Source organism: Microbulbifer maximicatervae (SeqCode) (assembly GCF_052466985.1).
Window position 1 is genome coordinate 4756028 of the sequence record NZ_CP174298.1, and the last position, 13850, is coordinate 4769877.

Annotated in this window: 11 protein-coding genes and 1 tRNA gene; 9 read left to right on the forward strand and 3 right to left on the reverse strand. The window is 48.2% G+C overall.

The window, feature by feature from the left end; genetic code table 11:
- Positions 1-71 precede the first annotated feature (71 nt).
- From tpiA to cas6e, 9 genes are all read left to right on the forward strand, one after another.
- The gene (gene tpiA, locus ACJJI3_RS20935; RefSeq protein WP_444940822.1) at positions 72-806 is read left to right on the forward strand and encodes a triose-phosphate isomerase; all 735 of its coding nucleotides are present in this window, start codon (positions 72-74) and stop codon (positions 804-806) included.
- A gap of 70 nt (positions 807-876) precedes the next feature.
- On the forward strand, positions 877-1311 hold the full coding sequence (gene secG / locus ACJJI3_RS20940; protein ID WP_413663227.1) for a preprotein translocase subunit SecG: 435 nt from the start codon (positions 877-879) through the stop codon (positions 1309-1311).
- Positions 1312-1320: 9 nt separating this feature from the next.
- Positions 1321-1406: transfer RNA gene (locus ACJJI3_RS20945), tRNA-Leu, on the forward strand.
- A 2305-nt stretch (positions 1407-3711) separates the two neighbouring features.
- Positions 3712-4257 carry a hypothetical protein gene (locus ACJJI3_RS20950; RefSeq protein ID WP_444940823.1) on the forward strand — a complete coding sequence of 182 codons (546 nt, stop codon included), beginning with the start codon at positions 3712-3714 and terminating at the stop codon, positions 4255-4257.
- 739 nt (positions 4258-4996) lie between these two features.
- Positions 4997-6598 (forward strand): type I-E CRISPR-associated protein Cse1/CasA, encoded by a 1602-nt coding sequence (gene casA, locus ACJJI3_RS20955; RefSeq protein WP_444940824.1) that lies wholly within the window; start codon positions 4997-4999, stop codon positions 6596-6598.
- On the forward strand, positions 6598-7176 hold the full coding sequence (casB, locus tag ACJJI3_RS20960) for a type I-E CRISPR-associated protein Cse2/CasB (protein WP_444940825.1): 579 nt from the start codon (positions 6598-6600) through the stop codon (positions 7174-7176). Before casA ends, casB begins: the two co-directional genes overlap by 1 nt.
- A gap of 183 nt (positions 7177-7359) precedes the next feature.
- Entirely contained in the window at positions 7360-8436 is a 1077-nt protein-coding gene (gene cas7e / locus ACJJI3_RS20965) for a type I-E CRISPR-associated protein Cas7/Cse4/CasC (protein ID WP_444940826.1), read from the forward strand.
- An 8-nt stretch (positions 8437-8444) separates the two neighbouring features.
- Positions 8445-9203: a type I-E CRISPR-associated protein Cas5/CasD gene (gene cas5e, locus ACJJI3_RS20970; protein WP_413663213.1), complete on the forward strand. Its 759-nt coding sequence runs from the start codon at positions 8445-8447 to the stop codon at positions 9201-9203.
- Between the two features lie 10 nt (positions 9204-9213).
- The gene (cas6e, locus tag ACJJI3_RS20975; protein WP_444940827.1) at positions 9214-9984 is read left to right on the forward strand and encodes a type I-E CRISPR-associated protein Cas6/Cse3/CasE; all 771 of its coding nucleotides are present in this window, start codon (positions 9214-9216) and stop codon (positions 9982-9984) included.
- Positions 9985-10767: 783 nt separating this feature from the next.
- Here cas6e and ACJJI3_RS20980 read toward each other — a convergent pair.
- From ACJJI3_RS20980 to ACJJI3_RS20990, 3 genes are all read right to left on the reverse strand, one after another.
- Positions 10768-12126 (reverse strand): hypothetical protein, encoded by a 1359-nt coding sequence (locus ACJJI3_RS20980; RefSeq protein WP_444940828.1) that lies wholly within the window; start codon positions 12124-12126, stop codon positions 10768-10770.
- 342 nt (positions 12127-12468) lie between these two features.
- Positions 12469-13002, reverse strand: a complete 534-nt coding sequence (locus ACJJI3_RS20985) for an endonuclease V (RefSeq protein WP_444942579.1) — start codon at positions 13000-13002, stop codon at positions 12469-12471.
- A 12-nt stretch (positions 13003-13014) separates the two neighbouring features.
- Complete coding sequence (locus tag ACJJI3_RS20990; RefSeq protein WP_444940829.1) at positions 13015-13749, reverse strand: tetratricopeptide repeat protein; 735 nt, start codon at positions 13747-13749, stop codon at positions 13015-13017.
- Between the last annotated feature and the right edge of the window lie 101 nt (positions 13750-13850).

A 13850-nucleotide genomic window follows, 5' to 3' on the forward strand; every position in this document is an offset into this window, starting at 1 on the left:
GAAACTCGTATAATTTTGGTTGTATGTTGGCGTCAATGTCGCTAAGATTTGCGCCCCTTGAAGGAGCACACATGCGAACACCGCTAGTAGCAGCAAACTGGAAAATGAACGGCAGCCGCGAGTTTGTCGAACGTTTTTTCACCGAACTCGGCCTCGAAGGTGTGAAGTCCGGTGTTGTTGTTTGTCCATCTTTTCCATATCTAGGCTTGGTGGCTGATGCGGCGGAAAAGAGCGGAGGTTTTAGCCTGGGTGCCCAGGACCTTAGCCAGGAGCCCAAAGGGGCGTTTACTGGTGAGGTTTCCGCTAGCATGTTACTGGATTGGAATACCCGTTACGTTATTGTCGGGCATTCTGAGCGCCGTAGTCTCTACGGAGAAACCAGTGAGTTAGTGGCGAAAAAATTTGTTGCGGCCCAAGAGGCGGGACTGACTCCAATACTTTGCGTCGGGGAAACCCTTGAAGAACGCGAGCAGGAGCGCACTCTCGAAGTGGTTGCAGAACAACTTCAAGCGGTTGCCGATATCATTGATTCGGCTGGCTGGAAGCAGTCCGTGATTGCCTATGAGCCGGTATGGGCCATTGGCACCGGAAAAACTGCTACCCCTGATGAAGCCCAAGCTGTACATGCGTTTATTCGCTCGCAGTTGGGAGATTTGGGCGCTGAAGTACAGATTTTATATGGCGGTAGTGTAAAATCCGCAAATGCCAGGGAGCTTTTTGCCCAGGCAGATATTGATGGCGCCCTGGTGGGTGGAGCCTCGCTGGATGCCGGCGAGTTTGCTGAGATTTGTCGCGCTGCTGTCTGAATTGACAGCACGCGGGCTGGCGAATACTGAATAACGGGTTGTTTAGACCCCGGTAGAGAGTTTCCAGAAAATGGAAAAATTGGTATTAGTTGTACATGTTTTGACCGCATTGGGCATTATTGGCCTGATTTTGTTGCAGCAAGGTAAAGGTGCCGAAGCCGGTGCATCCTTTGGTGCGGGCGCGTCTCAGACAGTTTTTGGCAGTCAAGGTAGCGGAAATTTCTTTTCCCGCTTGACAGCAATTTTTGCGACGGTATTCTTCGTCACCAGTTTCGGCCTGGCCATCCTGGCTAAGCAAGGTGCAGGCACCAACGTTGATGCGGACCTTCCGCAAATTCCAGCAGCGGTGCAGCAAATTGGCCCAGCCGAAGAACTGCCGGCTATCGATAGCGATATCCCGCAGCTCGAAACAGATTTGGAAACTGGCGATATCCCGCAGATTCCTGCAGACAGCACCGGTTCAGAAGAGCCAGCTGCTAACCAGGAAAGTGAGGAACAGCAGTAAAAGATTTTTGCCCAGGTGGTGGAATTGGTAGACACGCTATCTTGAGGGGGTAGTGAGCTATGCTCGTGCGGGTTCAAGTCCCGCCCTGGGCACCACATCAAGATCCGAAGAAGTTCGGAGTCATTCAAAAAGCCCGGTAAGTCCGGGCTTTTTGCTATCTGTAGGGTACGTAACCCTCCGCTCTCGTTCGTTGTCAGCCGGTGCTATCTGGTGCTACATTTGGTGCTACCTAGTTCAATTTAGAAACAGGTAGCACCACCATGGCTCTGACAGATACTCAAATCAAGCCAGCCAAACCAAGTGGCAAGAAGCAGTGGTTTGCGGATATCTGGTAGCTTTGTATGCGGCTCTTCCGCTCAATACGCAAAGCAATGTAATCAATATAACTTGAGCCCTGAGATCAGCTTTAGATCTCAATTTTGGCCAAGTAGAGAGCTAGTCATTTCAGCAAGAAATGATATGGACTACTAGCTATTTGACTTAGTCAGGGGATAATTATGCCTACCCTACGCAGTTGCTTGTCTATAAGTTTTAGTATACTCGTCCTAATTTACGTCCTGCATTGGCTTCTTGCTTTTCCATGGCTGTGGGTGATTGGCTATCTTGTAGTTGGTGCAATATTCGTCGGTTTCTCAACGTGGCTTTACTCTGGTATGTATAGCGAAGACGAATGAAAATTTTTACAAGCGCGCATATGCATAGTGGCATAGTGTCGTCTTCGCGGTCTATTCGGTTTGAGTTTCTGTACTTTACCGACCACCAAGGGTTCTAGGGTGTGTGATTCTGGGCGCCCTTTGGGATGTTTTGTAAATCACTTCGCCTAAAGCGAGTTTCCTGCTCAGCATTGAGTAAACCGATACTTTGTCGATTGGAGTAGGTGACGCCACGCTTAAATTTCAGCATCACGCTCAGTCGTTGAGGCTCCTCAGTAGGGGGCGGGAATTTGAAGTGGTGCTACAACGGTGCTTTTTTTACTGCGCTTCCCTATGTGCGCCGTAACCACCGCTCTAGAGGTTATTTTTCTGCCACCACACATGAAGCTGAGAGAAAGCCTCAGTCCATTCAAAGAGTTCAAAGGAGGCTTTGCCCCCCTTTTATGTCTGGTAATTCGCTCGCATACAATTGATACAAGCTTATGTACCTTTTGACGCGCCCGGATAGCCCCTACCTTTCACTTAATTCTCACTTCATAAAAGTCCAGTACCTTACCAATCTGTTGAATGCCAGTAGCCAATCCGAAATATTCAGAGTTGTATATAAGCTGTGTGGATAATAAAGAGCCAAGACTATAGAGAACCTGTTGGGGCAAGGAACCTGGGGGGTAGTGCATTTAGTGGTCAAAAACTTCTTGTTGGAATTGGGCGGTATTAACGATTACTGGACATATCCAGTCAGACAGCTGACGGTGGCTCCTGAGGCGTCCACGGTGGATACAATGGCACGGCCAGCATTTAACAAGTTGATAGCTTTATGATGAGCTAAGAAGGCCTCTACAGCTTCCGATACATATTTAGCCCGTAGGGAATATTCCCTTACTGTTCTTTTTACTTCTCCAAGACTCTCCCAGTTAAGACAATACTGGGCAATTGTCTTTAATAGCTCTCTGTGGGCTCCATAACCTGGAATACAGCAAGGATCTTCCTCCTGATATTGCTTTCTCTTTAGGGTGGTAGGTCACCAGATTTCGACTCTGAAGGGTATCAGCTGATCATAAGGAAAAGAGTGGATAGTTGGAGTCAATATCTGCTACTTCTTCTCCACTAGTAGATCAAGTGGTGGCAGAAAATTGATTGAAGAGTATTGATGCTAGATTCAGCAATAAAGAAAAGTGGTTGGGGTGAGTGAAATCAACTTAACCAGTTTGAGATAACCCAGGAGCTAGCTTGTAATCGAGGTGGTGTACTTTAAGTAAAATAAAAGAGTGCTTAAGCTGTAATTCGATCGAGAATAAGCTTTAGGCTAGCTGAATTGATGTTTTATTACTTTGTTTGTTTTAGCTTTTTAATATCATAAGGTTCTTAAACATGTTGTCGATGTCTGCGATGTGATTGATGTTTCCTTTGCTTTGTTAATTATTGCTTTTTAATCTAGGGGCAATATTCAAATAGAAGCTAAGTTTGTCTTTAAGTGGTTTCCTGTCGTTTGGTTGGGGTGTTGTGATCTGTCATTTTGTGGCGAGTAAAGATAAATGAAGATTTAAATAATCGGTTAATTTAAGTTTTGATTTATATTTTTTGAGATTTTTGTAAGGCATACTGAGTGTGAATGCAGCCTGAATATATAGTTTTTTTGCTGTAATTTCTGAAGTATTTATAATTTTAATTTTTTGTTTGGATCTTCTTGCTAGTTAATATTTGGGTATTTATACTGCCTGCGCGATTATTTTTTTAAGGATGAAAAATGAAGTTTTTGAATTCTGTGTTGCCGGTGTTTGCCTTGTTGTTAGCGAGTCAGTCTTTTGCAGAAATGACTTTTATTAGCGGCGTTAAGCACAATATTACTGAGTACTCTTATACTTCGGATACTCGGCGAATTGCTGAGATTGATATCTTGGGTGATAGTGCGCAAGAAATCAGTTTCGATATTACTGCGATTGTATCTGGTTTGGGACGGTTGAGGCCAGATGTCGTTTGTCGTTATTCCCATAGGGGGGAGCGTTGCTACACTAGAAATCATCCTAGAATTTTTGACTATGTGTATGACGTTTCGATCACGGCAAGTTGTGTTGCCAAAGATGGTACTCAAACTGCAATAGGGGTTGATAGGGACGATAAAAATATTTATACGAATGTGCCCATTTCAGATTTTCGCAATGAAGTAGTCTTAACGATAGATAATGGTTCAATTGCCGCGGATATGTGCGATACCTTGACAGTTGATATTCAGGGTGATTTAGAGGCTATTGAAGATGTAAATTTAAAAGTTTTCACCTACGAAATTTTCTAGTTAATAGTATGAAAGTGTCGGTAATAATTGCCGGCACTTTCACAGTCGAACTCCAATCGAGTATATCCATACAATCAAAAGTAGTGGATCACCGCACATCTAATAGAAATGATGTCAGCTCTGTAGCAGAGTCAGAAGTAGTTAATAAAGTCTTTTCTTTTATCTGAAGTCGGTAAGGGTTGAACGAATTAGTAGTGGCGATTCAGTGCCGATAGCTACCGGCCGGTTAAAAGTGATGAACTTAGTATTGAGCTGGATACCGATTCGTTAAATTTCCTTCACAATAGAATCTGTTGCTAGTTTTGAGCCCCATCAAGGGGCTTTTTTGTATCTGTTGATTGACAATTGATATCAATAGCTGATGCAGGCTAAGGGGTGGGGGAATTGTCTGTACAGGAATATTCTCATATAGAGAGGCGAATGGGATTAATACCCTTATCTTGTGTGTGGTCTATGCGATAACTGAGCACTTTTCTTTGTGTGAGGTAGTAGGCGCTACCCTGATTTCCGGTGCGGAAAGTGAGAAAGATGCCCAGACTTGAGCCAGATCATTTTTCCCCAGTCAGAGTGGCATAAGGTAACGGAATTAGTGTCCCGGCAGTGACGCTGAGAGATTGAGCACTCAAAAATGAGGCAGAGGCGCTCGCACTGCTCTGAGTGTAACTGTTCCCTCTAGCTCTTGAAAAAAGCATGGCTATAACGGAGTAAGAGGGCGGAGACTGGATCAGGGAGGATCGTGGTGAATTTGGTTGAAGATTCCTGGCTGCCAATTATCCGGCGATGCGGTATGCAGGAAAGAATTGCTCCTTGGCAAATTGCCGAGGTGGATAATCCTATCGTAGACATTTGCACGGTACGACCGGATTTTCGCGGGGCGCTGTTCCAATTTTTAATCGGCCTGTTGCAAACAGCTTTTGCACCTGAGAGTGTCGATGATTGGGGGGGGTACTGGAAAAAGGCGCCTACTGAGGAAACACTAATATCACGGCTACAGTGCTATGTCCCCAGCTTTGAATTATTTCAAGAGTCCGGGCCTGCATTTATGCAGGACTTGGAGCTGAGAGATGGGGAATCAAAGTCAATTGCGGCCCTACTGATTGAGGCTCCGGGCAGTAAAACCTGCAGAGATAATCAGGATCTATTTATTAAGAGCGGTAGGGTGCAAGGTGTATGTCCCAGCTGTGCCGCTAGTGCCTTGTTTACCTTGCAAATTAACGCCCCCTCTGGAGGAGTGGGGCATAGAACGAGTTTGCGTGGTGGTGGCCCTTTGACCACATTGATAATGCCAGAGGCAGAAGATGCCAACCTTTGGCAGAAATTGTGGCTCAATATCTTGCCACAAGAGGAGTTTGGGGCGAGGTCTGAAAGCTCTGATAGTTGTATCTTCCCCTGGCTCGTTCCCTCTCGCCTCTCTGACAAACAAGGTTCCTCTACGTCTCCCAATGATACCCATCCGCTGCAAATGTACTGGGGTATGCCGCGCAGGATACGTTTCCATATCCCGAGAGAAGGCAAGGGTTACTGCGATCTTTGTGGAGAGCAGACGAATCAATTAATCCGAGAATATACCACTAAGAATTATGGCATTAATTACGAGGGTCCCTGGATTCATCCCCTTACGCCCTATCGATGTGATCCCAAGAAAAAAGCCCCACCCTTGAGTTTGAAAGGTCAACAGAGTGGTCTCGGTTATCGGCACTGGTTGGGGCTTATGTGGAATGACCATTCAAATGGTGATGAAGCGAGCCGGGTGGTGCGCCTGTTCCATGAGGAATATGCGGAAATTCTCGAAGAACTTGATTTGAATGTCGATGTACGCCTGTGGGGATTTGGCTATGACATGGACAATATGAAAGCGCGTTGCTGGTATGAACAGGAAATGCCAGTACTGCCTATTTCCCCCGAGTACCGGTCGCTATTTATTCAGCTGGCAGGGCAGCTTTTAACGGCTGCAAAAGATACTTTGAAAGAGCTGCGCTTTAGGGTCAAGGCTGCCTGGTTTAATAACCCTAATGAGGCTAAAGGGGATTTTTCATTTGTCGATCAGGCGTTTTGGCAGGCGACGGAAAGCCAGTTTTATCACTCGCTCAAGCAATTATCCCTCGAATCCAAGAAATCCCAATTTACACCTGCACCAGTGGCTATTGCCTGGGCACACACATTGAAAAAAACGGCCTTTGCGCAGTTTGATCATTGGTCAATGGAGGGCTCTGCGGAAGACCTGAAATTGCAGCGAGTGACCCGGGCGCGACGTCTTTTAAGGAATAAGCTCGCCAGCCTGGCAAGTTTAAAAACTCTGGATAATACAGCCAAAGTTGAGCAACAACAGGAGGAATTGTGATGGCCGGATATCAATATCTTAGCGATACAGATGTGAGCCGACTGCGCGAGTGGCACCGCTGGCTCAATGACAAAGCTGGCCGGGCCGACCGAGCGCGTTTGCGCCGTGCGGTAGAGCCCATGGATGTAATGCCTACTCCCGCCTTTATCCGTTTTTTAAAGGATATGCCCGAGCGCTGGCAGAAAGATGAGCAAATTCGTATCGAAGATGCGGCTCTGGTAGCCACCGTAATTGCACACGTAAAAACTGATAACACTAGCAAAACAATTGATGTTGACAGCAGCGAGGCTATGGATGTCAGTTTTGCCCGGTCCCTGGCTATGCCCCGGGAGAGAGGCGGGCGCCCCCCTTTAAGTGAGCTGCGTTTTTTTCAGTTGCAAAAAAGTCGCGATACGGCTGAGTTTTACCGCCGCATAGTACGGGCCCTGGCCCTGCTGGATGGCAGAGCCAATATAGCTTCTCTTGCCAATGATTTGCTGCACTGGCAGAGAGAGATGCGCACGATTCCAGCGAGGCATCCACAGGAACGTCTGGCTGTGCGTTGGGCAACTGATTACTACGCCGTATTACCAGACTGAGAAGTATTTAGAGAATTACAAATTAAAGGTGTCTTAGGGGCCTAAAGAATTTTTAAATGCTATTCCCATAACAACACTAAGCACAGAGCAAAGCCAGACCGATTGACAGTGACTGTTGATCAGATACCTGAGAAATGAATCGAAGTAATGTGATGGCCTGACGGTCGCAACAAGGAGAGATTTATGAGCCGCTTTATTCAATTGCATGTATTGACCGCCTATCCCCCTGCGAACCTGAACCGGGATGACTTGGGGCGGCCAAAAACAGCTAAGATGGGAGGTTGTGATCGCCTGCGAATCTCTTCCCAGAGCCTTAAGCGTCACTGGCGAACGTCAGAGTTGTTCCAGCAGGTATTGGCAACGGAGCAGGGGGATAGCCTAATTGGCATCAGAACCAAGCGTCAGGGAGTACTGGCCTATGAGACTTTATTGGAACTGGGTGTCTCTGAGAAAAAGGCCAAATTGTGGGCACAGAAAATTGCCGAGCAATTCGGTAAGTTAAAAAAGCCGGAAAAAGATAACCCTTTGGCCGATTTGGAAATCGAGCAGTTGGTTCACCTCAGTAGTGCCGAGCAAAACGGGATCAATGCACTACTGAAAACCATGGCAGAAGAGGGGCGGGAGCCGGAGAAGACAGAGTTGGATTTATTGCGCAAGGAAAACATGGCGGTGGATATCGCCTTGTTTGGCCGTATGCTCGCTTCCAAGCCCACCTATAACGTGGAAGCGGCGTGCCAGGTGGCTCATGCACTCTCGGCTCACTCTGTAGTGATTGAAGATGATTACTTTACTGCGGTAGACGATTTGAATGATCGCAGCGAGGATGCCGGTGCCGCTCACTTGGGGGAGGCGGGTTTTGCTGCGGGATTATTTTATTCCTATATCTGCATTAACAAAGAGCTGCTAATTGAAAACCTGGGCGGGGATAAACCCCTGGCCGATCGAGCTGTAGCTGCGCTGACTGAGACAATCCTTAAAGTTTCTCCCAGCGGTAAACAAAACAGCTATGCCAGCCGTGCCTATGCCTCTTATGTCGTGGCCGAAGCCGGTGACCAGCAACCGCGCTCTCTCTCTGCGGCCTACTTGAAGCCGGTTGATCGCTATAGCGAGGATTACGCCCATGACGCTATTGATGCACTGCAAAAGCAATTGCAGAGTTTCGATAAGGTGTACGGGGATTGTGCCGATAGCCGCTATGTTCTCAATGCTGTAACTGGCGAAGGTAATATCGAGGAACTTTTGGCCTTTGTCAGCGAATAGGTGGCGCTATGGAATACCTAGTATTTCGTCTTTACGGTGCCATGGCTTCCTGGGGGGAAGTGGCTGTGGGAGAGTCCCGCCACAGCGCACACTATCCGGGTAAATCCGCTATTGCGGGACTATTTGGTGCGGCACTGGGGATACCCCGGGAGCGAGAGGATTTACATCAGAACTTGGCCCGGCAATATCGCCAGGCGGTAAAGGTGCTGAATGTCGGTACTTTGCTAAAGGATTTCCACACGGTACAGGTCCCAGATTCCGCCGGCAAGCGCCGCTACCATACGCGCCGGGATGAGCTGGTTGTAGGGAAAGCGCGCCTGGGAACCCTGTTATCCCGCAGGGAGTATCTGGTGGATGCGCAGGCGATAGTGGCCATGAGGTCTTGTGAAGAGGCTAACTGGACTCTGGCGGAGCTGTGTGAAGCCCTAACCCGGCCAAAGTATCACCTCTACTTGGGGCGAAAAGCATTTCCACTTTCAGCCCCCACTGCCGCACGGGTGATCGGTGCGGATAATTTCCGCAGCGCCCTGGATCATTATGATTCCCCGGAGTTGCTGGATTACCAACCGGAATGGGCCCGGCAGGAGCGCTGGTTGCCCACTGAAGAGAGTTGTCGTTACTACTGGGAGGGTAGCTTGGATGATTTCTCTGCGGAAGATGGAGTGTTTTCAGCAGGATCTGTACAGCGGCTTAGCCGTCTCGATCAGCCCCTATCTCGCAAGCGCTGGCAGTTCCAGCCGCGTATTGAAAATCTCTGGCAGTCATAAGGGAGCGGCTATGTATCTATCCAGAGTTCAACTATCTCCCTCGCTGGCGGTGCAGAAGCAGCTGTCACGGTTGCTCAGCGAAAACAGCTACGGTATTCATCAAATCTTGTGGGATCTTTTCGAGGGTGATGAGCGTTTTTTATTTCGTGAGGAATCCTCGCGGGAACAGCTGCTTAGCAAACGCAACCTACCGGTGTATTACCTGCTGTCTAAAGTCCGGCCTGCGCAGGACAATCCGATATTTTTGGTAGAGACTAAAATCTTCGAGCCCCGTTTAAACCCCGGGGATCGGCTGGCCTTTCGCCTGCGGGCGAACCCTACAGTCGCTCGTAAAACCGAAGGGCAAAAGCGCGGCAAGCGGCACGATGTGCTGATGGATGCCCAATACCATTGGTTGAGGGAGCAGTGCGAATTGCATGGTTTACCTGTTGAAGGTGGCAAAGGGCAGCTGAAGCAGAGCTTGGTGCAGGAAAAGCCGGAGCAGTTTGACCAGGGGCAGATTGAAACCCGGTTACAGGATGTCAGCCAAACTGCCGCCCGCAGCTGGTTAATTCACCGGGGGACGCGCCTCGGATTTGATATTTACCCACCAAAGCTTCACTGCAATGGGTATCGTTGGAATTTGTTACATAAAAAGCAGCGCGGTGCTGGTTTCAGTTCTGTAGATTACCGGGGAGAGCTTTTGGTTACTGAACCCGAATTATTTATAAAAAATATTTTTGCGGGTATGGGGCCGGCCAAAGCATTTGGTTGTGGATTGATGTTAATCCGCCGAATCTGATTGGGATAAATAGAGTTGTTATACAACTGGAAGTGTTTGAGAGTGAGGGCTGGGATTCAAAAGTATCGGCAACGATACTGAGACTTTAGCGGATAGCAAATAGGCAGATTTAGAGAGTTCCCCGCATCAGCGGAGATAAATCGACCGGTGAGATGATGGTCAAACCAGCTTCATACTGTTCCCCGTATATACGGGGCTAAACCGGAGGGTATCCTGTTATACACTCCTTTCCGAATAGGTTCTCCGCATAAGCGGAGTTGCACCGGTAATTGCGCAATAAGGCGATCTTAACCGAGGCTGTTCCCCGCCCAGGCGGGGTTAAACCGTGGAAAATCGTCAAAGCTGCACGGTAATGATTCGGGCTATTCCCCGCTGCTGCGGGGGTAAACCGAGTGTGGGGTTGGGTTGTGCCGACACCTGAGTTTGTTCCCCCGCTGGGCGGGGCTGGACCGTAGCCGATAGCGCACGGACATTAGTTCTGAAAATGTTTCCCCGAAGGCTCGGGGATGTAATGAGGGTGTGCTATGATCGCGCTCCTTTTGCGCGACTGTTCCCTGTTTTTACAGGGGTAAACCGGATAAGGCATGGCCTTTGTGCTCTGTGCAAGGTGTTCCCTGAATACTCGGGGATAAACCGACGATGGAGAAGTTGTCGGAGTGCATCCTAGTTGTTCCCCGCTCTCGCGGGGCTGCACAACGACTTTTCCCTTCTTCTTTTCCCTGTAGATTTCGCAATCGAAAGCCCCGCAGTGTATTACCGGGGGCTTCTGAATTTTGGCTGAAATTATTGGATGATTACGCCGGTATTACTCTCGCCGCCGATCTGGAAGTTAAAAGCGCGGCCATTAGAACCTGTCTGGGTAATTTCTTTTGTGTGGTTGTTACCAATTTGCAGGCTAAAAGCTGAGTTGGAATCGCCACTCTGGGTGATGGTGATGTTATTACTATCGCCAAACTGGCGGGAGCTTATTGAAAGAGACTCACCAGCTTGTTCGAACGTTGCCCGGTTATCGAAACCCAATTGACGGGTGAATATATCTACCTCTGTTCCAGCCTGCTCGATATTGGCAACATTCTGCAAACCGGTTTGTTCATTGGTCGCGCTGATCAGTAAGCCGCCTTGATTAATAACTACCACATTATCAATCAGGAACTGTTGGCTGTTCATGGAGTTGAATTCGGCACCCAGCTGGGAACCCGTAATCTGGTTGGTGGTACCGGTCTGGCGTATATCGATACTGCTACTCAGTGCGGATTGTTCTAAAGCCGCGTTGTTGCCCCCGCCATTTTGGCGCAACTCAAGGGTATTAAAGGCACCGGTTTGGGTAATCGAGGTGATATTGGCATCGCCGAGCCTTTGGATAATCAGAAGGTCATTGAACAGACTGTCTACTTGGGTTGCAAAGGCGAAGTGGCGATTGTTTGTTTGCCGTAAGGTCATACTGCTGCTGACACTGGCAAATTGTGCGAGCCCGCCATAGATATCGCTGCCATCCTGCAGTATGTCCAAGGTGCCATCGATTGTGGCAACCAGGCTGGCGGTGGCGAAGTCGTCCCGATCAAACTGAAAGATTAAAACGGAACTGCCTATATTGCCTGCGGTTTCCTCTACCACGGCACTTTGCCTTTCGCCGTCCTGGAATACAAAAATGCTGCCGTTAGCACTGGCTTCCTGGCGACCAATAAAAAAGTGACTGTCTCCATCCTGGATATTGGTAATGGTATTACCGCTGCCAAAGCGCTGTTCGATAGTGGAAGCATTGGAGGTACCGAGTTGCAGAATAGATACCTGGCTGTCGAGAGAGAGTTCTTGGGTGATCTCGGAAGTATTTTGCGATCCGATTTGTGTATTGGTTGCGCTTAGAGAAGCACCACCGGATTGAGATATCGTGGTCTCATTTTGACTGCCGATCTGGGAACTCTGAATACTACTGTTAATAACACCGCCACTTTGAGTGGCGGTAGCAGTATTAGTATCACCTATTTGGCGTTTGATAATAGTATTGCCGAAACCTGCTTCAGTTTGATCGGAATTTGCTGAGTTACCTGAACCGATTTGTTCCAAGTCAGTAGAGTTGGTGCCCAGCGCATTGCCGCTAAAGGCAACCAGTGCGAGTGTCGCAATACTGGCGCATAACTTCATGAGTAACTCCTTTACTACAAAACTTCCAAGGAGCCCATTCGGGGCTGCTAATGAATATCGTCCACTCGCGCTTCACAAGTGGACATCAAAAACTACGAGCCGAATACATCAGTATGGGATCTTAGCTACTTCTAGCCGTCTATCTAAGCGCCAAATTATCCCTATGGGATAAACGGATGCCAGGTAGCTTTTACTTTCAGTAGCTATTTCCCGCCGAATAGAAAAATTATTGCTGGCATCGAAGGGGTAGGATATGAGAAATAAGTATTGAAAATGTAGGAAGAAAGTCCCAGGGATGTGACTGGTAAATGGCGCGATGACTGCCTTTCATTCTCTCAGGAACTATCGTGGGGACTTCCGACACTCGCGGTCCACGCGTTTCAATAAAGTGGGGATACGGTGGTCTCCATGCATCTTTTTCACCAATTTTTTGGCTTCCGGCAAAGGGAGACCGAGGCTGCTGATATACAGCGGTTTTACACTTTTTCCCCGCAGCAGTTCCGCCTCAACAGGGGTGTCCTTAAACGGTTTCTTGGCGACACCGATGATGGGAACTTCCTGCTGGAGAGCAGAGTAGAGATGGACACCCAGCCCCGGTTTTTGTTCCCCTCCGAGAAATACATAACCATCGATAACAATCAGTTCTGCTTCTATCCTGTGCTCCTCGATTAGGGTGAGGATACAGGGGAGTTCTCGCTTGTAGAAAGCACCGGGCTCATAGGCCAAGGTACTCTCTATTTGACTGAGATATAGTTGCTCGGGGTCAGGAGCTGACCAATCCTCAAAGCCGACCCCGGCTACCATTGCTCCGGGGTCCCGGTAATCTACATCTACCGCCAAAATCATATTGGGAGCCTTTTTACCATTGAGCCGAATGTTGCGATTGGTTCAGGATACTTCCAGTTTTGCCTGCTTTAACAGCTGCTTATGAGTCGCTTTGTAGTGCTTGCCCAGTGTTTTGGATTTATCGAGGATTTCATTGAACAAGACATTGGCCTTTTCCACCTGGGATTGATCTTTCAAGAATAAGGCAAAGTAAAAAGTCGCTTCTGGTCCGCTGTAGTATTGGTACAGCGTTTCATACTCGTGGTAGGCCTCTTTTACTTGCTTCAATGCCGCTAGTGTACGAGCGTAAAGCAAGTGAGCATCCTGATTTTTAAATTCGGGGTTCTTTTCGATTAATTGATCCAGTGTCTCTTTGGTCGATTCAAACAGATTGAGAGCAAACTGACAGCGAGCCAACCCAAACATCAGCTCAGGGTCATCCTGATGAATCCCCTGAAGGCACTTTTCATAGAGAGTTTTTGCCTCGTGATAAAGGCCGCGCTTCACGCATTCATCGGCCATGCGCATAGAGTTTTCCACATTATTGGAACGGGACAACTCTTGTGCAGCCTGATGGATATCCCGATTGGGATTTAGTGTTTCCCGTACCGTCCTGCGCGCATTTTTGGCACTGCGTGACTTGTTTAATTCCGGCAGGATTTCCAGGACCAGGTAAGCAATAACTCCGGCCATGGGCAGCATCACCAGAACCCAAATCCAAGTGGTGTTGCGCCCGGTTTTGAGCACGTGAATTACAAAAGCTGCCTGAATAAGGATGGATAGAATAAGAAACGGCATAGGGATTACTCTTCTTATTTTCACTACTAACTTTTCGAGGGCAAGGTTAACCGAGTTCGCTTAGAACACAAGGGCTGTGGATCACGGAGTTGTGCACCAGG